This is a genomic window from Brevundimonas sp. SS2672, from assembly GCF_059579685.1.
Window position 1 is genome coordinate 2,620,124 of sequence record NZ_CM184201.1, and the last position, 25,982, is coordinate 2,646,105.

26 protein-coding genes are annotated in these 25,982 nt (G+C 58.5%); 7 read left to right on the top strand and 19 right to left on the bottom strand.

What is annotated here, in order from left to right:
* Positions 1–117 precede the first annotated feature (117 nt).
* The 4 genes from AC52GN_RS13245 to AC52GN_RS13260 all read left to right on the top strand — a co-directional run bounded on the left by AC52GN_RS13245 (position 118) and on the right by AC52GN_RS13260 (position 4,908).
* On the top strand, positions 118–2,601 hold the full coding sequence (locus tag AC52GN_RS13245) for a glycosyltransferase (RefSeq protein ID WP_496527386.1): 2,484 nt from the start codon (positions 118–120) through the stop codon (positions 2,599–2,601).
* Positions 2,487–3,164: a glycosyltransferase gene (locus AC52GN_RS13250; protein WP_496527387.1), complete on the top strand. Its 678-nt coding sequence runs from the start codon at positions 2,487–2,489 to the stop codon at positions 3,162–3,164. The genes AC52GN_RS13245 and AC52GN_RS13250 overlap by 115 nt, the downstream gene beginning before the upstream one ends.
* 31 nt (positions 3,165–3,195) lie before the next feature.
* Entirely contained in the window at positions 3,196–4,068 is an 873-nt protein-coding gene (locus AC52GN_RS13255; protein WP_496527388.1) for an NAD-dependent epimerase/dehydratase family protein, read from the top strand.
* Between the two features lie 141 nt (positions 4,069–4,209).
* On the top strand, positions 4,210–4,908 hold the full coding sequence (locus tag AC52GN_RS13260; protein WP_496527389.1) for a DUF1796 family putative cysteine peptidase: 699 nt from the start codon (positions 4,210–4,212) through the stop codon (positions 4,906–4,908).
* A gap of 416 nt (positions 4,909–5,324) precedes the next feature.
* Here the strand turns inward: AC52GN_RS13260 and AC52GN_RS13265 are convergent, their stop codons facing one another.
* The 12 genes from AC52GN_RS13265 to AC52GN_RS13320 form a co-directional block, all read right to left on the bottom strand.
* Positions 5,325–6,308: a WcbI family polysaccharide biosynthesis putative acetyltransferase gene (locus tag AC52GN_RS13265; protein ID WP_496528814.1), complete on the bottom strand. Its 984-nt coding sequence runs from the start codon at positions 6,306–6,308 to the stop codon at positions 5,325–5,327.
* A gap of 157 nt (positions 6,309–6,465) precedes the next feature.
* Complete coding sequence (gene gmd, locus AC52GN_RS13270) at positions 6,466–7,449, bottom strand: GDP-mannose 4,6-dehydratase (RefSeq protein ID WP_496527390.1); 984 nt, start codon at positions 7,447–7,449, stop codon at positions 6,466–6,468.
* Positions 7,450–7,480: 31 nt separating this feature from the next.
* Complete coding sequence (locus tag AC52GN_RS13275; RefSeq protein WP_496527391.1) at positions 7,481–7,840, bottom strand: hypothetical protein; 360 nt, start codon at positions 7,838–7,840, stop codon at positions 7,481–7,483.
* A complete protein-coding gene (locus AC52GN_RS13280) occupies positions 7,815–8,552 on the bottom strand; it encodes a glycosyltransferase family protein (protein WP_496527392.1) in 738 nt (245 codons plus the stop codon). The genes AC52GN_RS13275 and AC52GN_RS13280 overlap by 26 nt, the downstream gene beginning before the upstream one ends.
* Positions 8,549–9,175: an HAD family hydrolase gene (locus AC52GN_RS13285; protein ID WP_496527393.1), complete on the bottom strand. Its 627-nt coding sequence runs from the start codon at positions 9,173–9,175 to the stop codon at positions 8,549–8,551. The genes AC52GN_RS13280 and AC52GN_RS13285 overlap by 4 nt, the downstream gene beginning before the upstream one ends.
* Positions 9,172–9,786, bottom strand: coding sequence for a PI-PLC domain-containing protein (locus AC52GN_RS13290; protein ID WP_496527394.1), 615 nt, complete (start codon positions 9,784–9,786; stop codon positions 9,172–9,174). Before AC52GN_RS13290 ends, AC52GN_RS13285 begins: the two co-directional genes overlap by 4 nt.
* Positions 9,783–10,520, bottom strand: coding sequence for a glycosyltransferase family 2 protein (locus AC52GN_RS13295; protein WP_496527395.1), 738 nt, complete (start codon positions 10,518–10,520; stop codon positions 9,783–9,785). Before AC52GN_RS13295 ends, AC52GN_RS13290 begins: the two co-directional genes overlap by 4 nt.
* A gap of 5 nt (positions 10,521–10,525) precedes the next feature.
* Positions 10,526–11,587 (bottom strand): WcbI family polysaccharide biosynthesis putative acetyltransferase, encoded by a 1,062-nt coding sequence (locus tag AC52GN_RS13300; RefSeq protein ID WP_496527396.1) that lies wholly within the window; start codon positions 11,585–11,587, stop codon positions 10,526–10,528.
* Positions 11,584–12,777 (bottom strand): glycosyltransferase, encoded by a 1,194-nt coding sequence (locus AC52GN_RS13305; protein WP_496527397.1) that lies wholly within the window; start codon positions 12,775–12,777, stop codon positions 11,584–11,586. Before AC52GN_RS13305 ends, AC52GN_RS13300 begins: the two co-directional genes overlap by 4 nt.
* On the bottom strand, positions 12,774–13,508 hold the full coding sequence (locus tag AC52GN_RS13310) for a hypothetical protein (RefSeq protein WP_496527398.1): 735 nt from the start codon (positions 13,506–13,508) through the stop codon (positions 12,774–12,776). The genes AC52GN_RS13305 and AC52GN_RS13310 overlap by 4 nt, the downstream gene beginning before the upstream one ends.
* Positions 13,454–13,921, bottom strand: a complete 468-nt coding sequence (locus AC52GN_RS13315) for a hypothetical protein (RefSeq protein ID WP_496527399.1) — start codon at positions 13,919–13,921, stop codon at positions 13,454–13,456. The genes AC52GN_RS13310 and AC52GN_RS13315 overlap by 55 nt, the downstream gene beginning before the upstream one ends.
* Complete coding sequence (locus AC52GN_RS13320; protein ID WP_496527400.1) at positions 13,906–14,730, bottom strand: hypothetical protein; 825 nt, start codon at positions 14,728–14,730, stop codon at positions 13,906–13,908. Before AC52GN_RS13320 ends, AC52GN_RS13315 begins: the two co-directional genes overlap by 16 nt.
* A 146-nt stretch (positions 14,731–14,876) precedes the next feature.
* On the opposite strand from AC52GN_RS13320, the gene AC52GN_RS13325 reads away from it, so the two are divergent.
* On the top strand, positions 14,877–15,197 hold the full coding sequence (locus tag AC52GN_RS13325; protein WP_496527401.1) for a hypothetical protein: 321 nt from the start codon (positions 14,877–14,879) through the stop codon (positions 15,195–15,197).
* On the top strand, positions 15,194–16,330 hold the full coding sequence (locus AC52GN_RS13330; RefSeq protein ID WP_496527402.1) for a glycosyltransferase: 1,137 nt from the start codon (positions 15,194–15,196) through the stop codon (positions 16,328–16,330). The genes AC52GN_RS13325 and AC52GN_RS13330 overlap by 4 nt, the downstream gene beginning before the upstream one ends.
* 3 nt (positions 16,331–16,333) lie before the next feature.
* Here AC52GN_RS13330 and AC52GN_RS13335 read toward each other — a convergent pair whose 3' ends face one another.
* The 7 genes from AC52GN_RS13335 to putA all read right to left on the bottom strand — a co-directional run bounded on the left by AC52GN_RS13335 (position 16,334) and on the right by putA (position 24,575).
* On the bottom strand, positions 16,334–17,185 hold the full coding sequence (locus AC52GN_RS13335; protein WP_496527403.1) for a hypothetical protein: 852 nt from the start codon (positions 17,183–17,185) through the stop codon (positions 16,334–16,336).
* Positions 17,167–17,622 carry an ABC transporter ATP-binding protein gene (locus AC52GN_RS13340; protein ID WP_496527404.1) on the bottom strand — a complete coding sequence of 152 codons (456 nt, stop codon included), beginning with the start codon at positions 17,620–17,622 and terminating at the stop codon, positions 17,167–17,169. Before AC52GN_RS13340 ends, AC52GN_RS13335 begins: the two co-directional genes overlap by 19 nt.
* Positions 17,567–17,872, bottom strand: a complete 306-nt coding sequence (locus AC52GN_RS13345) for an ATP-binding cassette domain-containing protein (RefSeq protein ID WP_496527405.1) — start codon at positions 17,870–17,872, stop codon at positions 17,567–17,569. Before AC52GN_RS13345 ends, AC52GN_RS13340 begins: the two co-directional genes overlap by 56 nt.
* Positions 17,872–19,035 (bottom strand): KpsE/RkpR family capsule polysaccharide export protein, encoded by a 1,164-nt coding sequence (locus AC52GN_RS13350; protein WP_496527406.1) that lies wholly within the window; start codon positions 19,033–19,035, stop codon positions 17,872–17,874. The genes AC52GN_RS13345 and AC52GN_RS13350 overlap by 1 nt, the downstream gene beginning before the upstream one ends.
* Positions 19,036–19,070: 35 nt before the next feature.
* Positions 19,071–19,799 carry an ABC transporter permease gene (locus tag AC52GN_RS13355; protein WP_496527407.1) on the bottom strand — a complete coding sequence of 243 codons (729 nt, stop codon included), beginning with the start codon at positions 19,797–19,799 and terminating at the stop codon, positions 19,071–19,073.
* Positions 19,800–20,008: 209 nt separating this feature from the next.
* Positions 20,009–21,298, bottom strand: coding sequence for a glycosyltransferase family 4 protein (locus tag AC52GN_RS13360; RefSeq protein ID WP_496528815.1), 1,290 nt, complete (start codon positions 21,296–21,298; stop codon positions 20,009–20,011).
* A gap of 166 nt (positions 21,299–21,464) precedes the next feature.
* Entirely contained in the window at positions 21,465–24,575 is a 3,111-nt protein-coding gene (gene putA / locus AC52GN_RS13365; protein ID WP_496527408.1) for a bifunctional proline dehydrogenase/L-glutamate gamma-semialdehyde dehydrogenase PutA, read from the bottom strand.
* 264 nt (positions 24,576–24,839) lie between these two features.
* On the opposite strand from putA, the gene AC52GN_RS13370 reads away from it, so the two are divergent.
* Positions 24,840–25,925 (top strand): glycosyltransferase family 4 protein, encoded by a 1,086-nt coding sequence (locus tag AC52GN_RS13370; RefSeq protein WP_496527409.1) that lies wholly within the window; start codon positions 24,840–24,842, stop codon positions 25,923–25,925.
* Positions 25,926–25,982: the final 57 nt, after the last annotated feature.

Here is a 25,982-nt window from a genome sequence, read left to right on the forward strand (position 1 = left end):
CAAAATATCTCCGCTACCCCAAAGCGCCAAGTGATAAGCCTCGCATTTTCATGTAAGGACTGGCCACATGAGGGCACGCGCTCTTTTTTCCCGTCATCGTTGTAGTGATAAGAACCTATGTCAAAATCTTCTGGCACGCCCTCGCTTGTTATCGATTTCGACTCCTTAAAGGATGTGAGCCCAGTCACGACACTCACAGAATTACTCACTCTGACCCGCGAACGCTTTGTCGAGTGCTGCTACCTAAGCCTTTTGTACCGGCCGGCAGATGAAGGCGGTATGATGGTCCACCTTCGCATGCTGGACGAAGGCATGGATCAGGTGGACATCGCGTATCACATCGCGCGTTCAGCAGAAGCGCATGAGAAGAAAAGCCATATCTCGCCGCTCGCGAGAGAAGTTTTACAAGCAAAACTCGAGAATTTAGTCGCTAGTGCGCGCCTCGACGAACAGATGTCAGCTCTGCTGACGACGGTTGGCGAACAGCTCGCCGTTTCGGCGGGCGGCAACCTCCAGCTTCCAACCGTGGAACGACGCGAAGGTTCGCACGCTCCTTCCCAGCGCAAACCCACCGTCGTTGCGCGCGCCACCCCGGCATGGACAGCCCCGAAACCAAAACCCGGCGGACGCCTCTGGCTGGACATGACCACAGCCTTCGAATGGCAAGGCGGAGTGGTCGGCATCGTGCGCGCCGAACTGGAGATGGCCCGAAACCTCAAGGCGCTCAATCCGCAAATCGGCTTCTCGATGCAGTATGGCGAGGGGTTTGTAGAAATTGCCGAAGAGCAGATTTACTGGCTGCTAAATGCGTCGAATGTCACAGACGCCTATATGAATTTCTTCGGACGAAATCCAGGTCAGTACGACAACTCCCAACACATCACCGTTGATGTACCTGAGACATCCGCTTTCTTCCATCCCTACTCGGCTGGTGACATTGTCCTTTCGCTTGGATGGATTGATAGTCAGAAAGAACGTTATTTCGAAATTCTGAAATCTACCGGTGCAGATGTTCGCATATCCTACCTGATCTACGACATCATCATGGTTTTGGAGCAGACTAAACACTTCTACCCGGCTCACGACTGCGACCGGTTCATGAAATATCTCGCCTGGGCATCTCAAAACGCCGACTTTCTCTTGTTTGGCGGAGAAACAGCGAAGCGAGACATGATGGCGCTGCAGCAGCAGCAGAACTGGCCTTCACCCGATGGACGCGCCGTGAAGTTCGGCGCAGATATCGTCGGAGAATACGCCGGCGCTGAGAACGATGCCGCAATGCTGAACGCAATGGGCGTCACCAGCCCCTTCATCATGACAGTCGGTTCCATCGAAGGGCGAAAGAACCACGAAACACTCTACCGAGCCTACCTTCTAGCGCTTCAGGAAGACGCCGATCATCTACCGATGCTGGTCATCTGCGGACGCCCCTATCGTGCCGACGATCTCGTAGATCGGTTCGATCGGGACCCCAGGCTGAAGGGTAAAGTGATCCGCATCACCCCTTCCGACCTGGAGCTCGCCGCCCTTTACCGCAGTTGTCTCTTTACGGTTCTGCCCAGCCTATATGAAGGCTGGAGTCTAACCTTGCCCGAGAGTCTGCAGGCCGGAAAATTCTGTCTTGCTTCCGATGTCGCGCCGCTGAGAGAAGTCGGGCGTGATCTCGTTGATTACGTCCAGCCCTACGACGTTCGCGGCTGGGCCGAAGCCATATTGAGCTACGCTTCTCACCCAGAACTTCTGAGCGCTCGCGAAACTAGAATTCGTACGGAATGGACGCCCATCCGCTGGTCTGACACCGCCGTGATGGTAAAAAACGCCATCGACGATCTCGGTCAAACGCACAAACACGCCCAGCAACGTCAGAAACGCTATCTCAGCAAGCCGACAATCTGGATGGACCTGACCCTGACCTTCCTGCAGTGGGAAAAGGGTGTGACCGGAGTGATCCGGGCTGAACTGACCTATGCCTATCACCTCAAGAAGTTGGCGCCCGACACGCGCTTCTTCGCTTGGCAGGCGCATGCGGAAGGTTCCTATTTTATCGAAATCCCCGACGAAATGCTGATGTGGCTGTTCGATGCGACAGATCTCACCACGGCCTATAAGCAGTTCCACGATTTCTGGCTGCCACGCGAACGCGAAGGCAGCGCCTATCGCAATCCATTCGGCCTCGGGCGTCCGCACACAGGCCATTCCGCCTATCTGACGGCCTTCCCCGACAACTCCATCGTCTTTCTCGCCGGCATCGATTTCGGTGTTCATCGCACCGGGGAGTTGCTGAGTCTGGTGTCCGCAGACCGGCGAGTCATGACCTCACAGGTCTTCTATGACTTCACTCCCTTCCTGCTGCCGCAGTTCCATATCCCGCAGACGCCGGAAGGCTATGTGCCCTTCTTCGAGTTCATCTCGGAAAATTACGATCACATCGTCTATGGCGGCCGAACGGCGCAGCGCGACGGCATCCACATCCAAAAAGAGAGAGGGTGCGCTCCCCCGCCAGCAACTTCGTGGAATTCGGATCCGACATCACGATCGCCGGCAACAACTCCGACGTCGACACCACCAACGACGACAAGATTCTGGCCGAGCTCGGCGTGACGTCAAGGTTCGTCATGACCGTCGGAACGATCGAGCCCCGTAAAAATCATGAGATGCTCTACAAGGCCTACCTTGAGATTCTCAAGCGCGACCAACTCAAGGAACCGCTGCAGATGATCTTCGTTGGACATCGCGGCTGGAAGACGGACGACTTCCTGGCGACCTTGCTCGCGGACGACAGGATCAAGGGCAAGCTGCTCTGGTTGACGCCGACGGACGACCAACTCGAGGTTCTCTATCGCCACTCAGCCTTCACGCTTCTGGCTAGCTTCTATGAAGGCTGGAGCTTGACGCTGCCTGAGAAACTCAGCCACGGGAAATTCTGCCTGGTGTCCAACGTGGACCCCCTGCGCGAAACTGGCGGCGATCTCGTCGAGTACATTGACCCGCTTGACACCTTCAGATGGGCCGAACGGATCGAATACTATGCGAACCATCCGCGCGAGGTCAGCAAGCGCGTTGCCCGCATCAAGAAGGAATGGAATCCGAAATCGTGGGAAAGCGCCACATCGGATTTGATCGACGTGCTGCAACGCGCCCACAAGACTCAGTTCGACGCATGATGCCCGGGACATTTCAGGGAGCTAAGAAGCAATGACCAAGGTGCTCGTAACGGGAGGCAGCGGCTTCTTTGGCAAAGGAATGATGGAGGCGTTCGCGGCAAGCGGTTACGACGTGGTGGGCACCACCACGCGGTCCGGCGGGCCATTGATAGAGTGCGACATCGTGGACTACGACGCTGTCGAAAGGGTAGTGAATGACGTCGATCCTGACGTCATCATTCACAGCGCGGCGTTATCGAGCGTCACCTCCGGTCGACCGATCGACTATTATACCGTCAATGTTATCGGCACCGAGAACGTGCTTCGAGCAGCATCTGGCCGTCGACGGAGAGTGGTCCTTATCAGCACCGCAGGCGTTTATGGGAACCAACCCACAGGCGAACTGACTGAGGATCTCCATCCAGCCCCCGTCCATCACTACGGCATCAGCAAATTTGCCTGTGAACGTTTGGCCGTGATGCATGGCGACGCCTTGGACATCACGATTGTCCGACCGTTCAACATCATCGGAGCGGGCCAACAAGAAGCTTTCATCGTCCCGAAGCTGATGCGCGCCTTCGCCGCTCGAAGCCCTTCCGTTCGGCTGGGCAACACCAACGTTTACCGCGATTACATCGACCTACGGACCGCAAGCGAGATGCTGGTGCGGATCGCTGAAAATTCAAACACCGTGGGACAAACTCTGAACCTATGCGCGGGGCGCGCGACCTCGCTCGACGAACTCCTTCAACACATGTCTAAGATCGCCGGTTATGAGATCAAGGTGGTTGTCGACCCCGCCTTCGTGCGGCAGTCAGAAGTCTGGCGATTGATCGGCTCGAACAAACGATTGATCGAAGAGGACTGCTGGATAACGCCGCCGGATCTGAGCGAGGTTCTGGAAGAAATGATGTCGTCAGCGTAAAATCGCCCGAATGATCCGCGCGGCCGGATCATAGTGGCGCTGCAGCGGCCCCATAGCCCTACAGAGACGCTGAGAACACCAAGGAAAACATCGGCCATCCGCCTTCTAGAAAAGGCACAAAGTACTAAGTGGAGAGCGAGAATGATTGGGCAAGATTTTGATCACATCATTAGCTTGGGAAGCTTCTGCCAAACGGCCTATCAGCTTCGAAGACTTTTTGGAGATCGCGGCGCACATGTTTTCGACTGGTGGGTGACACCATCTAGAGCCTTAATCGACCTTCTCGAGACCGGTTTTTCCGACCTCTTGTTGCCGGAAAATATGAGGATCGTGGCAGAGGATGCTGGCGAAGCGGTGATGTGCAGTCGTTACGGGCTTATGCACTATCATGATTTTTACAACGCAAAAGTAAAAGATAAATACAATCCTTTCCTTGTTCGCGCTGGATGCCAATCCATCCTACCAAAGTATGAACATCTAGTTCGAAAATTTCTATCCCTGGAGGGAAAGGTTCTTTTCGTTCGAGTTGGCGGCGGGCATGTAAAATACTTTGGGCACAATTCAGAAATTGATGAAAACATGTACGATCGTTTTACATCAGCCCTTTCACGTCTGAATCCAAACCTAGAATATCACGTGCTGCTTATGGACGTGCCAATCTTTGGCGAGCGACCCAATCTTACATTTGATAGCGTAAGCACCTACGGCGAGGGCGCTGGCATATGGTCAGGCAGCGACGCCGCCTGGGATCAAATGCTGGCGCGTCAACAATTTCGCCTTGCTGAGCCTCAGACGGAAAGCCTACCAGTAGCGCCTACGCTCCAGCTCAAGAGCGCCTAGAGGTTTCCGGACGACGCTTTGCCAATTTCACACTCATGACCCGAGCAATCGAAGCCCGCCAAGTTAGGCGTTCCTTCGACGGCTCGGGTAGAGCGGCGTGCGCACTCCGCGAGGAGCCTTCACGGCAGGGGTGCACTTCCTAAAAACATACACGTCATCGATCTCGCCAGGACGCCCAGAGCCCTACGCACGCCCAGCGCGTTGCAACGACTCCAAGCCCCCAGCAACCCGGCCAGCCTATCGTGGCGCAATTTTTACGTCGCAGTCGGCAGAAAATTTTACTGTCGCGTCGCTCGTACTTTGGGCGAGCACAACGGCGCATGCGCCCCGATCCACGCCAGAAATCATCGCACCAAAGGAAATCGAAAAAGTCGCTCTGCCAAAAATTTCAGTAGTCTCGTAATCCTTAGGCCACGTTACACAGGTGCGTATAGATTTACAAAAGTAGGCAAGCTTTTATAGAATGACACTAGAGCCTCAATCCCAAACCGATTATAATAACGCACCTGATGATACACTTCTGAACTCGTAGGCCGTCGACCGAAGCAATGCTCATAAACTGCGGAAACTATCTGACGAGTATCATTTCCATGACATCGTTTCCGACACGCATGATATCGATTGATATACCTAGAAATGTCTGCCCTACATTGAAGTAGGTCGATCACCCTATCGCGACCACGCCCCTTATATAACCTAAATATTTCTTCAAAATAATCCTCCCTCATAACATTATTGCCAAATAACTTAATAACACCTATGTCGACGTCATGGCTTTCATGATTAAGTCCAAGCAAGGTCGATAAGTAAGGAGGTAAGACAACTTCGTCCTCCCAATCACAATTCGCAGGATTACCATCGGACTTCTTGCCCATAGCCATCAGTATCCTCCGCGAGAACTCGCCAAGAAGCTGCATGTCGGGACGGTCAGGAGCCAAAAACCCCTGCCGCTGCACTACCGCTTCAACCAAGAGATCCGAAACGGTGACGTTGGCCCCAGAGCCTCTCTCCAAGTCAACAAGGTCTAACAGCGATGAGTGCAACTCTTGGCAGGCAAAATATTCTGAAAAAAAGTCACTACTATCCGTTCGTCCCAGAAACTGTGAAACACCAAGGTCGTTGAGAAAAAACTGCATCGCGTGCACATCATGATACCCACACAAACTTGATTCGAGTTCTGGGATATAGAAATACTGCGGCGTCAATGCACGACAACTGACAAACGGGATCACAATGAGACGTGCTTCAGGACGCCTCAATCTCCCGATCCAATCAATGTGTCGAGTGTCCAAGGCGCCAGCTGCGTTTCGGCCAGCTTGCGCCACAATGACATCTGCGTCTTCCGCCGGATGGGGATGCCCATCCGGCCTCGCTTGACCCACATGGCCTGAATACGTCACCGATGCGCAAGCGCCTAAACCAGATCGGGCAAAATCCGATAAGACTTTGGCCTGCGCATTCCCTTGAAAATGTATTCTCAATCTGAACCGCCGAACTTAACCGGACGCCATGATGGACAGGTCCCCCATCCAGCACGACGGCTGGATGGGGGACCTATCATTTCGCCGCGCGGTGACGCGCGATGTCCGCATCAACCATTTCGCGGATCATGTCTTCCATAGAGGTCGTCGCTTCCCATCCAAGCACCCTGCGAGCCTTTTCCGGATTGCCAAGCAGCACATCCACTTCCGCCGGACGGAAGAATTGCGGATCGATGCGAAGATATTTTTCAGGTTCCAGCCCAACGTGCGAGAAGGCTACATTGACCATATCACGCACGGTAACGGTGCGCCCCGTCGCCACGACATAGTCGTCGGGCGTGTCATGCTGCAGCATCATCCACATCGCTCGAACATAGTCTCGCGCGTGGCCCCAATCGCGTTTGGCGTCAATATTGCCCATCGCCAACTCGTTCGCCAATCCAAGGTGGATCCTGGCGGCCGCGTCCGTAACCTTCCGGGTCACAAACTCGAGACCACGCAGAGGCGACTCGTGATTGAACAGAATGCCCGAGCACGCAAACATGCCAAAGCTCTCGCGATAATTCACGGTCATCCAGTGCCCCATGAGCTTCGCCACCGCATAGGGCGAGCGAGGGTAGAACGGTGTCGCTTCGCTTTGTTCGGCTTCCTGGATCAGACCGTACATCTCCGAGGATGACGCCTGGTAAAACCGAGCCGTCGGCGCTTCAGCCCGCACAGCCTCCAGCATGTTGACCACTCCGACGCCCGTCGCCTGCGCCGTCAGTGAAGGCTGCGACCAGGACGTCTTCACAAAAGACTGCGCCGCCAAGTTGTAAACTTCGTCCGGTTGGTGTTCGCGAATGATGCGCGAAAGGCCACCGAGATCCAAGAGGTCACCGTCGACCAGTTCCACCTGATCGGCAATGCCAAGCCAATCCAGTCGGTGCGTGGCTACACCAAAGTGGCTAGAACGGCGAACCACACCTACAACCTTGTAGTCCTTGGCCAGCAGAAGCTGGGCTAGATAAGCGCCATCTTGGCCTGTGATGCCGGTTATCACGGCGCATTTCTTCGTCATGATCGAATTAGTCCTGAGAGTAATATGCCAATCAATTTGGCGTTTGGGATTCAGCTTGGACGAAATGTTTATCGTCGGGCGCTGAGGGAAGTTTTACAACTACGGTGGTTACATCAGTGACGGCCAGAAACGAGGTCGCCTCTCCGGGCCCTATAGTGACAATATCGCCTGCCCGCCAGACGCGCTCAAACATGCGCGCCTCGCCCGAAACGATAACTGTCACCTCGGTTACGATGCTATGATAGTGCGTGGCTTCGAAGTCACCTGAGCGGTAATGTTTGACTGCGACCTCACATTCTTTGGTCCGGATGGCGGCAGGAACGAAGTCGCCGACGAACCAACCCTTCGTCATGTCATCAAGTCGATCATGTCGCATGGCGGTCTCGTCCATCGATAGCCTGGGTAAAGGTGTTAACCTGCCTCTGGTCCTTCAGGGGACGGTACTCGTCAGGGCCCAGCCGCCAAGCCATTATCTTCCGTCCTTGGAGGACGAGTTCGTTCAAGGACGGGCTGATGTAGAACACCCCGTCAGTCTGCACATCCTTAGCGATCATCGCCTGAAGGCTCGAGAAGAAATCTCCTGCCCGGGCGTACCAATAGAATCCAGCGTTGGCATGCCTGCTAATGGGGCGTTTTTCAGCGGCCTCCTCGACCCAGCACTCCTCTCTCAGCCTGAGGTAGGAATAGCGTGGGTGGAGTGATTCAAACGCTAACACGCCAACGTCCGCGCCGACCTCGCGGAAGCGGGTCAGCACAGCGTCGTAGTCCACAGCACTGAAGTCGGTAGCGCTGGTCACAATTAGTTCTGCATCCATGCGCACCTGATCAATGGCCAGGAGAGCTGTACAGGCAGCGCCGCAGGTATCGTTTTGAATTTCGACGATCGCCACATCCGGGGCGATCTGGCTGACGATGTTGTCGACGTGAAAATTGACAATATCCACGCTACGAAATGCATAGATGAAATGCGCCTCCTCCTTTAGCTGTAGAGCCTCTGCTTGGCGCTCCAACATGAGACGGCCATCCATCTCCTCCAACCAGATCGGATAGGCCCTAGCGTCGCCGTTGCGTGTGTCGCCAGCGGCGAGGATCAAAATGTTCACAGCATCGTCCCATGACTGGCCAACGCGTGATTGATGGCCTCTAAATTGACCTCATCGACGCCTCGCACGACCATAACATGGGCGCCGGAAGATCGCGCCGCGCGCACTCCATGATCGTTATCTTCGATGATCAGGGTTTCCTCCGGCGTCACGCTGAGCCCCTTCATCGCTGCGAGGTAAATTTCCGGATCGGGCTTCGAGCGGATCACATCCTCATTTGAAAGCACGAGATCTAGATAGCCCATGAGGTTCGACTGCGTCATCATGGCCTCCACGCTCTCCCTGACAGAGTTGGACGCCACCGCAAGCTGGAAGCCTCGCGCTTTCAGTTGAGACAACGCAAACTCGCGGGCGAAGACAGGCTTGCAGCGCCCGTAGACGATTTCCATCGTATATTGCTGCTTCAACTGGTTCACGAAAGCGTGCAGATTCTTAGGGAAACCTCTCGTCGAGGAGAGAATTTCAAGCTTTCGCCGGGTAGGGAGGCCATCGAACGTCAAGAGATGTTCCGTTCGGCTGATTTCCTGCCCGAAGAGCCTTAACGCCCGATTTAACGCGTCATAATGCCACTCTCGTGCATCGATCAGCACGCCGTCCATGTCGAAAATGACAGCCTTGATCACGACGCGAACCTTTCTGCGGCCTGGACCGGCAGATCCGTGCAGATCATCACCCCCTCCACATGCCTGTACGCATCCAGCATATCCCACAACCTTCGGTAATCACGCCCGTGCAATTCCGACGATACCACGCACACCTTTTTCCCGTGGGCGAGGTGTCGCTCAATCACGTCACCGTCGAACCATTCAGGTCCAAAGGAATCAAGCCAAACGCCGCTCGCGGAATCGTACACAATGGGGCTGTGCTCCACGTCGCTGTGCCGCGTGAAGAACGGCAGCCCTGCACGCGCATAGCGGACCGTCTCTGGACCCGACATGTCAAACATGAACGCGTCAATCTTCCTTCCGACGAAACTGCGCGCCAGCATCTCCGACAGGCCATCAGCCTTCACATTGACGGCGAGCGGGAGACCGCTGCCGTCGAACATTTCCAGCAAGTCGCCCCACGACATGGCGCTTCCATCAGCAGGGTCGTGGGAAACCACCAACAGGCCGCCCTGATCCCGCACGTCGGTCTCAGTGCCGTATCTCATATCGAGCGTACGCTCGAATGCGGCCAGGCTGTTCTTCTCTGAAGAGTCGACCCACATGCCCCTATGGCTCAGAATAATCATCTCACTGCGCTTTCGCCCAACGCTAGAAAGGCATCCAGGTCGGCTGGCGTACCCAATCCGTGCATCGCCCTGCCAACGGGGCCGATGTTGAAAACACCGATCTTGGCGGCATTCTCGATCATCAGGTTGTAGGCGGGTGCCACATAGAACTCGCCGTTGACGCGCCAATCCCGGGCAATCATTTCCTCGGCCGCAAGGATGAAGTCGTCGCCTCGACGGAAGTTGTAAACGCCGACCGTAGCCTCTTCCGAAATGACTTCTTTCTCCACGACGCGCGTCACCCATCCGGACGCGTCGCGAGCCACAAACGACCATTTTGGATCGTCCGCCTTCATAGTCATGATCATACCATCAGGCGCCGCATCGCTTGCAGACAGATATGTGTCGATGTCGAGGGCCAGATATTGATCGCTGTTAGCGATCATAAGCGGCGCGGCGTCGATATGTTCACGCGCCAACAGAACGGTGCAGGCGGCGCCTTCTGTAACGTCATCCGTAGACACGACCTTGCATCCGGGCGCCCACAGCGACAGCTTTTCCTCCAGGTTGTATTCGGCAAGGTGCGAGGCCTGACAGATGAATACGAAGCGGTGCGCACGGGAGGGCGTCAGGTTCCGGATAACCCTCTGGATCATCGGTTGGCCGCGCACATCAATCAGGGGTTTGGGATCGCGGTATCCCGCAGCGCTGAAGCGGCTTCCGTGACCTGCCATTGGAATAATGATGGTAAACATGCTGATCAGCCCCTGTTTGCCTTTGATAATGTCAGGAACTGGCTGAGCAGCACCTCGAACCCGGCTTGCTCCAAGACCTTCAGATGGTGAAGGACTTCTCTGGTATCCGGATTGCGACCGAAGAAGCCGCGGTACATTCCCTCGACCAGCGCTCGCGAGTCTTGAAAAGCAGCCCCAATGGAGTGCTGGCGCCGAGCCAAGTAGGCACCTAGTTCATACTGGGAGGCGCACGCTTCACCTAATTTTTCCTGACCTATGACTGCATAGGTCGAGAAGACTTCCTTGAAGTACTCGTGACGATCCTCCCAGCGCGCATCGTGTCGCACCCGCTCAAAATCCATCCCGGCCCCTGTGTGACCCAAGGCCAGAACCGTAGAGAGATAGGGCGGAATGACAAAATGATCGAGTAGAGGTTCGCCGTCGACCGCCACCCTCTCGGATCGCCCCATCTTCGTCAGAAGGCGATTGGTCACTTCCACTAGAAGGCCGCGGTCCGGGTGATTGACGCTAGACATCGGCTGTCGAACGGCGAGAGCTTCAACAAGGCTGTCGGATACCCGGACATCAACGTTCGCGTCGCGCTCCCGTCGCAGGATCTCATTTAGAGAACGGATGGCTTCTGACAGTACGAAACTATCGGAAAGGAAGTCGCTACGCCCTGTATCCCGGAGGAATTCATCGGCTGACAGCCCACGCAGAAAATAGTCGAGTGCATGGGCGTCGTGATAAGCAAGACGTCCGTCATGCAACCCCGCCAGAGGAAAGCACTGCGGCAGATGAGTCCGATCATAAATGACCGGCACCTTCAGGAGACAACCGCCTGCTTTGACGTGCGCGCCGATCCATGCGGTGGACAGGAATTCTACCCCCCGATAACCAGCGCCAATTGGCTGGGATATGATCACGTCGGCATTCTCGACTAGGCAAGTGATGTCATCGCCCTGATCAAGATTGACACTGAACACCTCGCGCGCCTCTATCGACGCTTTATCTTCCAACGCTTCTTGGAGAAGTGAGGCGATCGCCGTGGCCTGACAGTTGCCATGGACATAGATGTTCAGGCTCACACCCTCATCTCCAGCGCCTCTTCCAAGCCGATAGCAGTGCAGAAGGTCGGTCTCTGGCCGATATATTCGGCAAGCGCCACCTGCAATGCCTCACCTTGCCGTTGGCTCGCAGTCCGTTCCGTCAGCACGGCCCCCATTACAGCGCCCATGAGCGCGTGATCTTCAGGATTCAAGCAGAGATCCGGATTCATGTTGATCTCTGGACAAGATGACAGATTGGAGCAGATCACCGGCACGCCATGGGTCTGGGCTTCAAGGATCGGCAAGCCCAACCCCTCGTAAAGGGAAGGGAAAACCAGAAGATCGGCGTCTTCATTTAGCCTGGCAAGACAAGCATCCGATGCCTGCCGATACCAGCGCACCTCGCGGCCCGTGTCCGCCAGTTCGTTCAGGAAGCGAAGCGCTTCGGGCAACCCAATCCGCTCGGAGCCGACGATATCGATATCGAACGGCACGTCCGGGCTGATCGACTTCAGCGCATTTCGGATACCCTCGAAATTTTTTCGAGGGTCCAGGACATTGACCATCAGGAGGCGACGCCTTTGCCCATCCAGGGCTGGGCGCCGTCTAGGCGGGAGCATAATGGGCGCGGCATAGGGAAGAAACGCCCTTATCTTGCGCTGCTCCGCAACATCGCTCTGGTAGAACCTGATAAAATCGTTCCGCGTGCTCTCGCTGATGCAGAGGATCGTTTCCGCACGATCCTGGTACAGTCGGTAGCCGACATCATGAGCGTGTGCGAAATCGTAAACGTCCAGCGGGCGCCCGAAGTCGAGTACGCCCGTCGCGACCATGTTTGGCACCATATCGTAGACGATACCGGCCGAGACACGCCCTTCGGGCAACCCGGCCCGACAGAGCCACGGGTTGGTCACGACAGTCACATCGTAATCATCAAGCCTAGCTTCGCGTGAGGTCCAACGTCCATGAACGATCTTGGGAAACAAGGATTTTCTCAGCACTCGGTTTCCGGATGTCCATTGCGGGGCGTCCATCCTTTCCTTGCGCACCGATTGGAGAATCTGCGCGAGTTCGAAATGCCCTAGGCGCAGCCGCCCTCCGTCAGGCGCTGCCAAAGCGACACGGAAGCCGCGTCGTTCCAGTTCCGCCCAGCAGTGAAGGATCACACGTCTCACCCCGACATGGACATGCAAAAAGTCGTGCTCGACAATAAGTAGGCAAGTCTTCATTTCGTGCCTGCCAGACGCAGCAACGTCAGGATGGGATCCACGTCCCCCTCGCCTCTCGGGCGTCGAACAAAATCAATCCTGATCTTTCGCCCGGACGGACGCGCAATGACGAACCGCGTCCGCGAGCTTCCATCTTCCGCCGCCGAAGTCACCTCTGCGACGGGAACACCGTCGAGAAGAACGTCGACCGAAAATTCGGCGCCGACTCTCGATGACTTCATCTCGACGACGGCCGTCAAGTCGGACGCAGGGCGTTTTGCAAACGGCAACATCAGCGTGGATCGCTCGGCGACCATTTGCGCGCCGTCAGGAGCTGATCTCCACCCCTGCGCCAGCCACTCCGTCTCGGGCGTCTTCGGCGTAAACACCAGGGTGCGATCCAGAGCGAGCCTGCGATCATCTCCTTCGAGACGTACTCGGGCAAGAACGAGATCTCCCACCGCCCTCGCCTGGACGACGATATGAACGATCCGGCTCTGCCGCCAGACCGCGTTCGGCAGCTCGAAACGACTGATGCCATCCCTATACCCGGAAGCCTCGCATAAGGCGCCGTTGACGATTAACCGGGGCGCCGAAGAGCCCCTGTGCTCAAGATAGAGTGAATAGGTTCCGCCCGTGTCCGGGATCCGGAAGCTGAACCAATTCAACGCATCGCCAAGCACCCCTTCCCGCCCTTTCAGCCCCCAGGCGTCGAGCGCCAGGACCGTGGGAAGACGAAGCCGGACACGCACGCATCTTCGGGCTTCACTCCCTTCAGATTGACATCCTGGCCGACAATCGCTGGCGGTGTCGGCTTCCGATCAACACCCAGCGGCCCACGGCGAACGATGCCCGGAGTCGGAGCCGATTGGGCATAGGAATCATCAAGCCAGGGCAGGCGCTCGAAGCCTTCGATGAAGCCCGCGCGCGGAGGCGCACTGACCAGCATCACATCGCGGGAGAACCGTAGAACCGCCCCTGCGTCAGCAAGTCGCCGGCTCAGATCCACATCCTCCCCCTGCCCCCAGAACAGCAACGGGCTCCAGCGAACCTGCCTGAGTCTTGATGTGCGAGCGATAACCGCTCCACCGTTGACGTAGGCATAGGGATGATAGTCGCCATGCTGCATCCAGGCTGGCGTGGTCCAGTTCAGTTCGTCAGACAAAGTGACCCAGTCAGGGATTGGGTCTCCCCACTCGTGATCTGACGGGGAGCCAACACGTCGAAATCCCCCCCGAACGTATCCAGCGCCTCCACAAATCCATCGGGAACCTCATATCGGTCATGAGTGACGATTATGATCGGAGCAGAGGCCGCGTCCACCAGAAGGTTTTTCTTCTCGGATATCCAGCCAGCCTGCGTGAACGCTTCGGGCTGGGGCACGAAAATCACGTCAGCCGGCGCTCCAAGATCATCCAGCACTGACGGCGGACCGGAGATGAGTATCTCATACCCCTGTTTCCGTCTTGCGCACGCACGACGAACACTGTTGACGAATTTGCGCACCCCCTCCGGCTTTCGGCCATCCGTGACGACCGCGAAACTGAGGTCGCCGACCTTGGCGTCGCGCTCAACCCGGTGGGTGAGCCGCACGGAGAACACATAGTCGGAGATCCGTCTCGACTGGCTCACCAGTTCCAGTGCGCCTCCTGTCCATTTCTGGAGGAAGTTCGCAAACTGAAACACGGAAAGCAGCGCCGATTCGGAAAAGCGAACTCGCAGCACGCCACCCGGTTGAAGGAGCCTCAGCCCCTCATCGAGGACCAGAGGCCATTGTTTTATGCGCCCCAGATCGCGCTCAACCAAATAGGCGAGCCTGAAGGTCTGATGCAGCCTCGACGGAAGTCTGAAGTCGCTATCCGGGTCGTAAATCGCCTCCGAGGCCATCATGCTTCCCTGCGGCGGGCGGCTACCAGCCCAGAATGCGGGCCCCTCAGTCAGCATCTCCAGAATATCTTGATGGACGGGCCCCAAGGCGCAGGTCACTCCGTTTAGTGTGCGATCTTCTTCCTGACCATTGGGCGCATCCGGGTCAAGGCGGCTAACACATGAGATACCGTGAGGTTGACCGGCGGCGGACCGCCCTCTAGCAAAGCCTTGAGATCGAAGGGCCTTTAGGCATGAAGAAAGCGCTTGCTCGTCTGACCTATCCGCTGCGGCAACAGCTACGGACTTCCCGGGGCAGCGCGCATGTTTGCGGCATATCGACGGATCAATTGGAGGCTGACATCCGCCGGCTCGAATCCGGCTGGCGCCAGCATATCCCCAGAATCCTCGATGCGATCTCAGTGGCGGAAAATGACGCCAAGGCTAGCGACGACGTGCATGCGCGGATCGATGCCTTGAGGCAGGATGTAGATCGCCTTTCCGCGCGCATGAACGCCAGCTACCGCGATATCGAGAAACGCCTCGCAAAGCTTGAACCTTCAAACCGAAAATGAGCCAAAGCGTACCTCGCTTCAAAGTAGTCGTCGTCTGCCCCTGGTTTTTCGCCCGGGACGCTGTGGGTGCGGCTGCACGGGACACCTACCTTTCGCTCAAAGACAACGAAGCGTTCGATGTCTCCGCCATCTATACGTCCAATGACTACAGCGATGTCGTGGGAACCAAGGTCAACGGCGTCGCCGATATGCTGCTGGAGCCGACATTCCTGGAAGCTGATGTCCTGATCTACGTGTTCGCAGTTTATCATGAGCTCTTCGACGCCTTGCTGGTCGGCAATGGAAAAGCTCAGCAAATAGTCAGGTTTCACAACGTCACCCCCAAGGCGCTGATGCCTGAAAAGCACTGGCCGATTATTGATCGTTCGTTTGTCCAGATCGCCAACTTCTCTCACGCAGACGAGATCTGGGCTGATAGCAGGGAGAATTTCGAAGAACTTCTGAGGCAAGGCGACTACGAGGCCAGAACCCTTATCGTGCCCCTCGCCGTCACCCCGCTGGTTCGCGCGCGATTGGCCGAAAAGCCGACCAAGAGGATCGAGATGCTCTACGTCGGTCGCTTCTTCGAGTCCAAGGGGGTCCTGGACGTCGTGCGTGCGGCCGCATTGTTGCGCGAGCGTTCGGACATACCCTTCCGTATTCGCCTGCTCGGGAACCTGAATTTTTCGGACCCGGACTACGTCGCGTCGGTCCGGAATGAAATCCAACGGCTGAATGTCCAGGAACACGTCGATTTCGTCGGCTCGGTCACGCAGCATGAGTTGGCCGAAGCGTATGGCAGGGCGCACATTTACGTAACTGGCTCTCGCCACGAAGGCTTCTGTGTTCCCGTCATCGAAGCGCTTGCTGCCGGTTGCCTACCTGTCAGTTACAACATCAGTAATCTGCGCTTCATCGCTGGCGGCCTGGGCCGGTTAGCGGACGATATGACGCCCGCCGCCCTAGCGACACAACTTATCAACCTCATGCAGGATCTGCATGAAGGCCAGCAGCTACGGATAGATATCGGCGACATCTATGCCGCCGAATTCGACGACAGAGCAAACGCCTATGTCGATCACTTCTCGCCATCCGAATTTGACACGGCAATCTGCGCTCTGGTGCGCGCCAGATGCTGGACTAAGTCCCTGTGAAACTCAAAGGCGAATGATGCTGGGATCGTGCAACTGTATCGTGCCATCAAAAACCCCGCGATCCAGCCAGATCCGGATCTCACAAACCTCCACTTGACGCCACTCTCGGACTAGCGTCACCTCGTACCGTCCAGAGTTCCGAATAACTTCCGTCACGGACGTCACATCAAGACCTGATCCCCATTCAACTCTGATCTCGACGATCGCATGATCGATCCAAAGAGTGAACGGCACCTTGGCCTGCCAAACTCCAGCAGGCATTTCAATGTAGGGACCGTATCGGATGACTCGCCGGCGGCCGGTCAGATCAAAAATTTCTCCATCCTTGTCCGGCAAGCCCGGTCTTTCGTGAAGAAAGAGATGAGACGGCCAGACCCCCTGTAGCGAACCGCCTGCGTGCACGCCGTCAAGGTGAGACAAAACCTCCCGGCCGCTGGCGTCCGGAGACAGATTGTTCGGGCCGGGATTTCGAACCGACCCGAAAGGAAAGTCCAACACATCGGCATCTGCCGACAACCAAACGGCGCCGTCGGATTGAAGGCGTTCGGCATAAGCATACTGTGCTGCTACATTTCGCACGGCGGTCAGGTAATCCGTCTGGTTGGCGTCGACCGTTGCCTTGATGGCGGCTTTGGTCGAAGAGCCGATGACCACGACATCCTGCCCCGCCCATCCGACGACACTCTCGGCATTAGTGCAAATAACCAGAAACGGCTTGGTCCCTATCTCGGAGGGAGATGCTGTCCAACCGCCGGCATCTGCCGCCGACGAAATTGCCTCAAACCATCCCATCTGATTTGCCGAGGGCAAAATGACGACACAAAGTTGCGAGGACATCATGCCGCTCGCAGCCATGTGTAGACATCAATGGCTTCATCGATGTCATCGAACATCTTGGCCTTTCCGCTCTCTATTATCAGAGCCCTGTCGCAGTGGCGCGCTATCAGATGCGTGTCATGCGAAGCCATCAGCAAAGCGCGGTCTCCTCGACGCTGGAACAGTTCCTCTTCACACTTCTTCTGAAAACGGGCATCGCCGACCGCAACGACCTCGTCGATCAGGTAGCTGTCGAACTCGATAGCCAGCGAAAGACCGAAAGCCAGACGGGCACGCATTCCGGATGAGTAGTGCTTAACCGGCCGTCGCAGCGCCGCGCCCAACTCGGCAAAATCGTCAACACGATCCAATAGTTCCCGAAAGGGTTTGTTGTAGAGACGTGCAAGAAATTGAACGTTGTCAATTCCGGTTAGACTGCCTTGGAACCCCCCGCCGAAACCGATCGGCCATGACACGCTCATCCTCCAATCGATCAAACCAGACGACGAGGGCAAAACCCCCCAGAAGTTTGATAAGGGTGGACTTCCCTTGACCGTTTCGCCCAAGCAACGCGAGCCGGCCCTGCCGTTCTACCGAGAAGGAGAGGTCGGTAAACAACGGCCTCGGGCTTTTGGGATAGGTTTTCGAAAGCCCCGTCACAACAAGACCTGGATCCGTGTCTGGCGCGGCCTCCGCTCCGATTCTGGGCGTTACATCAACAAGCATCAGTGCTGCTTGTGCTCCCTTACGCCCGACCACATCAACCAACCAACACCATAGGCAAGCAAGCTGGAAAGCAGGACCGTGAGAATCGCACGCCAACGACGCGGTTCGGTCGGCTTGTCAGCCAGGTTCGGACTGACGATACGCTCGAGATAGAGGCGCTGCCTGCGAGCATCCTGTTCTGCAGACAAGACAGCGGCGTTAGCTTGAGTGAGTTCTTTGCCCGCGAATTCTCGCTCAAGAGTGAGATCTTCATACGTCGAAATTCGAGGAGCCAAGGACTGGCTATTGCCCGTCATCTTCGCACGCTCGGCTGCAACCTGCCGTTCATAAGCGGCGATTTGCCCGGAGAGAGGAGCCAGTTGAGGGCTGCTAGGAGCCTCTGCGGCCAGTCGGTCGCGCTCGGCCTTCAGTTTCGAAACAGTCGCCTGCAGCGAAGTTATGATGGCCCCGGATTCTTCAACTGCGGTTCGCGGGTCGATCAACCCCTCCTGGTTTCGAAAAGCGACAAGCCGAGCCTGCGCAGCTGAAAGTCTTTCTCGTGCAACAGTTTGTGCGCTTTTAGCGGCCACAACAGCATCTGCTTGGGAACGCTCGTTCAAGGCGTTCACAAACCCCTCACCACCAGCGAGCAAAGCTCCGGACAAACGCTGGGCGTCTTCCGGGCGGAAGGCCTCAACGCGAAGCGTGCTGATACCCGTCGTCGAATCGTACCCTACGATTACAAATCGCTGGTAGGCCTTGAACAAGCCGTCTTCCGAGGGCGTCTCGAAAGGACGAGGATATCGCGAAAGAGCGTCCGCCCCCTGATCAGAGAGCATTGCTCTCACATCGACAAGCTTAAGCGCGGCGCGCAATCCATCGCGAGAATTGATGAACTCATGGACAGCGAATGAATCCACGGGCCCCGACGACAGGCCCACGCCTTGCAGGGCTACACCCAGTGACGACGGCTGACCTTGCGATGGTGCGCGAACGATAAATCGAGCTTCCGAAACATAACGCGGCGACGCCAGCAACAAATAGTAGATGCAAGCAATCACCGTGGGCGCCACGACGACAATGAAAAATGCTACCGGAAGACCGCGCCACCAAGGCTTCGTCCGGACAGGCCCTTCCAAGGCCTTGGGCACGGGACCCAGATATTTCAGTTCGGCGTCAGACATTGGAACTCTTGACGATCAAGTAAAGAAAACGGGGCTTATTCGACATCTAGAAGATCTCTGGCGCTGGCGATCAGAAGCAACCCCAAGATGTTCAGCGAAGTGCCCCAGGCCAAAGCATAGAGAGCGTCATAGTGTGTTGGAACAAATTCACCAAACACTCCAGCTCGGAGCATTTCGATACAATGAGGAAGAGGAAGGAAAAGATAGGCGGCCTGAAGGTGGGCTGGCACCCATGCCACCATGGAGAAAGCGCCCGAAAGCGGTATCAGGATATAGGTGATCAGTTGGATCACCCGTTCAAGAATCTCAAACCTCATAGCCAAGCCTGCCATCAACATAGCGAGGCCCATGCCGTTCCAGCCGAGGAGCATCCATCCCAGATAAACCAGCAGATAATCTTTGGGCAGCTCGATTTGACCCAACCCAAGCAGCGCGACGTAAACGACAATGAAGGCTATTGTCGCGCCTGCAAACTCCAGGAGATTTCGAGAAACGAATATATGCACCGGCTTCACTTGCCGGTGATGCAGCAGCCCGATATTCGCCTGCAGAGCTGCAACGCTGTACATGATCTGGTGCCGAAACAGGACCACGCACATATAGCCGGTCATGGTGAAGGCTGCGACGCGTATCCCATGTTCATACGCTGGTTTAGTGGCGGACCAGAGAATGATCACGCCGATGCAGAAGGCAAGAGGTTCAAGGACAAGCCACGCGAAACCCAGCCCTTCCCGGCCGAACCGCGTGCTAATTTCGCGCATCATGAGCGCGCCGATTATGTTGGCCTGCCGGACAAGTTCCGACGGCTTGAAACGTGCCAGAGTGCTATTCGGAGAAGTGGGGGACAATAATATCTGCCATCAACAGCGCAGCGCAATGCAAGCGCGCCGAAAAAAACGTTAAAACTCAGCGGCATCGCCGGCAGTGTACATACCCCGGCAAGCGACCTGTGCAAGTGTGAACAGCGCTCCTTCTAGACGACGGCGCGATACACATCGTGCAGCCTCTCCCGATAAAGGTCCATTCCAAATTTTCTGGCCTGTCCATGGCCAAGACGTTCAAGATGAAGGCGGAACGCATCATCCTGCTCCAGCCTGCGCATTCCTGCGCCGATGGCGTCAGCGTCGTAGGGATTGACGAGAAGCGCCGCCTCTCCCGCAACCTCAACGGCTGCGCCAAGATTGGCCGTCAAGACCGCCGTCCCCAGCCCCATAGACTCCAGGATAGGCAAACCAAAACCTTCATACAGCGAAGGAAACACCGTCGCGCGAGCCCCGCGGATCAGGTCCTGAAGCAACGAACGCGGCAGATAGCGTAGTCTGTGAATGCGCTTGGCGGCCCTCGCCTCGGGAAAGGCCTCAATAGCCTCCAGCAAGGCGATCTCGGGCTGCTCCAGCCAAGCGCGCCCCTCCACAACGACCAGAGGCGACCTGACGTCCGCGCGCACATAGCCCTCCACCACTCGACCGAGATTCTTCTTGGGCTCTACCGCTCCGAAGTGGATAAAATAGTCTTTCCACCTCAACCCAAAAGTATCCTCCAACGTCGCCGCGACTGTCTCGTCCGACCTATTAGAAACGTCTACGGGAGGGACGGCTTGGAATGTGTTCGTTACGCGATCGGGCGAAATCCCGAGCAGCCTCACGACATCGTTTCGAGTGGTTTCAGAGACGGTGACCACATGGTCCGCCCGCCGCGCCAGTTCGCGACACATTTGAAGATAGCGCGCCTTGTTCTCGGAGGTTGTGTGCGGCAATCGAAGCGGGATCAGATCATGGAACGTGTAGATATTCGGTACCCCCTTCGCCCGAAGGGGCGTGGGCATGGTCCAATGCATAATGTCCGGCGCAGACCGAAACGGGGCGAAATTGACAAGGGTAATCGCGCCATATTTAGCGTGAGCCTTTGCAGCGATACGGTACAGATCTGGTGCGATCCAGAAAGCGTCGACCTCGGGCCGGCCATCAGGCGTAGGCCAAAATATTTCGTCCGTAGCTTCCACGCGCCGCGCCGTGCGTCCAGCCCACGCAGCGGCGACCTCGAGATGGCGCACCGACCGCCCGGGTTTAACAATTCGACGCGCGTCGGTCAGCGCCAACTGAGCCATGAGCGGATCCCCGCGCTGGCGCATTTGTGGGCCATGCAGCAGTTGCGGAGAAAACGCCATTCCATGGGCGGCAGCGATAAGGGTCCGCGCGTAAGTAGCTATCCCCGTACCCGAAGGCAGGGCCAGATTATAACCATCAAGGCAAACAGACGTCATCAAGTCCCGACTTTCGAGCGACGGTGAAGTCTATCGCGGACGAAAAAGCCGGGCCATGATACAAATCTGACTAAATCCACGCCGCCGATAGATCGACCAAGGTGGCTTCATACCGCCAGCGTGAACCTGCCGCAACGCCGCCAATTCTGGCGAGCCATGACCGACGTCACAAATTCAGCAGCGCCGGGTCGCCGCCCTGGGCGGCGATGTTGATGCTGATGGCCTTTTCGGCTGCGTAGCGGATCAGGCTGTTGGGGCCGCCGGCCTTGGGGCCCGTGCCGCTGAGGCCTTCGCCGCCGAAGGGCTGGACGCCGACCACTGCGCCGATGATCGAGCGGTTGACGTAGACGTTGCCCGCTGGGACCAGCTCCATCACCTCCTTGGCGAAGGCGTCGATGCGGCTGTGGACGCCCAGCGTCAGGCCAAAGCCGCGCGCCGCCAGCTTGCCCGCGACCTTTTCCAGGTCCTTCGGCTCGTAGCGGTAAACGTGCAGGATCGGGCCGAAGACTTCACGCTCGAGGAAGTCCGGGGTCGGGATTTCGGCGATGACCGGGGCGAACAGGTCGCCCTTGTCGGTGCCCGCCGGCAGTTCGGCGCGGGCGATGATCTTGGCTTCCTTCGACAGGCGCTCGACGTGGGCTTCCAGGTTGGCGCGGCTTTCGGCGTCGATCACCGGGCCGATGTCGGTCCTGGCGTCGGTCGGATCGCCCAGCACCTGGGCGGCCAGGGCGCCCTTCAGGCCTTCGATCAGGGCGTCGGCCGAATCCTTGGGCGCATAGAGGACGCGCAGGGCCGAGCAGCGCTGCCCCGCCGAACCGAAGGCCGACAGGATGACGTCGTCGATGATCTGTTCCTTCAGCGCCGTTGTGTCGACGAACATGCCGTTCAGGCCGCCCGTTTCAGCGATGAAGGGGATGATGGCGCCCGGACGCGCGGCCAGGCCGCGGTTGATCGCCGAGGCGGTGTCGGTGCCGCCGGTGAAGGCCACGCCGTCGATGCCCGGATGGTTGGTCAGGGCCGCGCCGACCGTCTCGCCGCGACCGGGGACCAGGGCCAGCAGGTCGGGGTTCAGACCGGCCTTGTAATAGAGGCGCACAGCTTCGGCGGCGATCAGCGGCGTCTGCTCGGCGGGCTTGGCCACAACGGCGTTGCCGGCGGCGAGGGCGGCGGCGATCTGGCCGGTGAAGATGGCCAGCGGGAAGTTCCACGGGCTGATGCAGCCGAAGACGCCACGGCCGTGCAGGACCAGTTCGTTCGTCTCGCCGGTCGGACCCTTCAGGGTCTGGCGGCCGCCGAAGTCGCGCTCGGCCAGCAGGGCGTAGTAGCGGCAGAAGTCGGCGGCTTCGCGCACCTCGGCCACGCCGTCGTTCAGCGTCTTGCCCGCTTCACGCGACAGCAGGGCGACCAGACGGTCCAGATCGGCCTCCAGCGCGTCGGCCATGGCGCGCAGGACGGGTGCGCGGCCCGCGCCGCCCAGACGGTCCCAGGCGACCTGGGCGTTGGCGGCGGCGTTGACGGCGGCGTCGACGTCCTCGACCGAGGCTTCCGACACATGGCCAAGGATGCGGGTGCGGTCGTAGGGATTGGTGACGTCCTGGGCGTTCACGCCGGCGCGCAGCTTGCCGCCGATGATCGGGCCGGCGGTCAGCTTCTCGCTGTCGACGCGCTCCAGAGCCGCCGCATGGCGCTCGCGGTCGGTCGCCTGCGAATAGTCGCGGCCGAGGGAGTTCTGGCGGTCACCGTAGATGTTCATGGGTACAGGGATCTTCGGATGGCGGTCGGGCTGGGCCTCGACCGAGGTGATGGGATCGGCGGCCACGTCGGCCGCAGGCACGCGCTCGTCCAGCAGGGCGTGGACGAAGGAGGAGTTGGCGCCGTTCTCAAGCAGGCGGCGCACCAGATAGGGCAGCAGTTCTTCGTGGCCGCCGACGGGGGCGTAGGCGCGCACGACGACGTCGCCCCACTCGACCTTGGCGCCGTCATACAGGGCCTCGCCCATGCCGTGCAGGCGCTGGAACTCGATGGTCACGCCGCGATCGGCGGCCATGCGGTGCACGGCGGCCAGGGTGTGGGCGTTGTGGGTGGCGAACTGGGCGAAGATGTAGGGCGAGGCCTCGATCAGCGCCTTGGCGCAGACCAGATAGTTCAGGTCGGTCGCCGGCTTGGTCGTGAAGACCGGATAGTCCGTACGGCCGTTGACCTGGGCCAGCTTGATCTCAGTGTCCCAATAGGCGCCCTTGACCAGGCGCACCATCAGGCGACGGCCCGAGGACTTGGCCAGTTCGGCCAGCTTGGCCACCGTCTCGGTCGTGCGCTTCTGATAGGCCTGAACGGCGAGGCCCAGACCCTGCCAGTCGCCCAGCGCCGGTTCGCGCGCCAGCCGCTCCAGCAGCTTCAGCGACAGGGCCAGACGGTCGGCCTCTTCGGCGTCGATGGTGTAGTTGATGTCGTATTTGGCGGCGATCAGCGCCAGACGCAGGATGCGGGGATAGAGCTCTTCCCACACCCGGTCCTCCTGCACCGCCTGATAGCGCGGCGACAGGGCCGACAGCTTGACCGAGACGCCGTGGCCGCGCTCGGGGCCTTCGCCCTTGGCGGTCTTGCCCACGGCCTCGATGGCGTCGGCGTAGATCTTTTCATAGCGTTCGGCGTCGGCGGCGGTGCGGGCGCCCTCGCCCAGCATGTCGAAGCTGCACAGCCAGTTTTCGCGATCCGAGCGCTTCAGGGCCGCGTCGATGGTGCGGCCGACGACGAACTGCTCGCCCATGATCTTCACGGCGGTGGCGACGGCCTGGCGGATGACCGGCTCGCCCAGACGCCCGACCAGACGCTTGAGGAAGTTCGGCAGGTCGCTGCGCGCCTCGTCGTCGACGTCGACCAGCTTGCCGGTCAACATCAGGCCCCAGGTCGAGGCGTTGACGAACAGGCTGTCGGACTGGCCCATATGACTGGCCCAGTCGGCCGAGCCGATCTTCTCGGCGATCAGGCGGTCGCGGGTGTCGGCGTCGGGCGTGCGCAGCAGGGCCTCGGCCAGGCACATCAGGGCCAGACCTTCGCGGGTGCCCAGGCTGAATTCCTGCAGGAAGCTTTCGACCACGCCCTGGCGCTTCTGACTCTTGCGGGCGCTTTCGACCAGGCCGATGGCGTCGTTCAGGACCGCCGCGCGACCGTCAGGCGTCAGGGGTTCAGCGGCCAGCAGTTCGGCCACCACCTCACGTTCGTCCCGGTACTTGTTCCGGTCCAGCTCATCCCAATGGCGAAGATCGGTCGGCGTCATGAAATCCATCCTGTGAATTTCCGCATATATGGCGACTACGCCCGAATGTGCATCGCATCATCCCGCCATCAGCCGCATAGAATTCGGGAAAGCGGAAAATCTTCTGGGGAAAGCCTCATTCGAAGATGAGGTCCGGCTAAACGTGGCCGTTCGCGAAGAGGTGAACCCTGTTCGAACCCTGCTCTATCATGCCGTCTCGCCTTCGTCATGAGGAGCGTCTAGAAGTTTCGCCTTCGCGAAACGGCTCAAGGCCCTATCGACTTCATGCGCATTGTTCTGGTCACCGACGCCTGGGAGCCCCAGGTCAACGGCGTCGTCCGCACCCTGACCCGCACCGTGGCTGAATGCCGCGCCATGGGCCATGAGGTGGAGGTCATCGAGCCCAGCCAGTTCAAGACCATCCCCTGCCCCACCTATCCCGAGATCCGGCTGGCCCTGGGCGCCGAGGAAGAGATTCGCGAGCGCCTGCGCGCCTTCGAGCCCGAAGCCGTCCACATCGCCACCGAAGGCCCGCTGGGCATCGCCACGCGGCGCATCTGCGTGGAGTGGAAGCTGCCGTTCACCACCAGCTATCACACCAAATTCCCCGAGTACGTCTCGGCCCGCTTCCCGATCCCGGTGCAGGTCGGCTACGCCTATATGAAGTGGTTCCACAAGCCGTCGGGGCGGCTGATGGTGGCCACGCCGACCCTGCGTGACGAGCTGGTCGAGCACGGCTTCAAGAACGTCTCGCCCTGGACACGCGGGGTGGACACTGAACTGTTCCGCCCCGACCTCGAGCCGATCTACAGGGAGATGGGCGGCGAGAACTGGCCCCGCCCCTTCTTCCTCAATGTCGGCCGGGTGGCGGTCGAGAAGAACATCGAGACCTTCCTCGAGCTGGACCTGCCGGGCACCAAGATCATCGTCGGCGACGGCCCGGCCCGCGCCGAGCTGGAAGAGAAATACCCCGAGGCGAAATTCCTGGGCGCCCGCTTCGGCGAGGACCTGGCGCGCTGCTTCGCCGACGCCGACGTCTTCGTCTTCCCCAGCTGGACCGACACCTTCGGCCTGGTGATCCTGGAGGCCATGGGCACGGGCACCCCGGTCGCCGCCTATCCGGCCCACGGCCCGATCGACATCATCCCCGGTTCCGGCGCGGGCTTCATCGACGAGGACCTGAAGACCGCCTGCCTGAAATGCCTGGAGCTCGACCGCAAGGACGTCCGCGCCTATGCGGAGAAGTTCAGCTGGCGTGCCTCAGCCGAGCAGTTCATCGAGAACCTGCAGCCCTATCCCGAGCCCGCGCGCGGCCGCTTCTGGCGCCGCCTGCGCCGGGTGGCGCGGCTGAGACGCCGCGCGGCGGCCTAACCACGGGCCTCGCGAGAAAGCAAAAACGCCCCGGACGATGTCCGGGGCGTTTCGCAT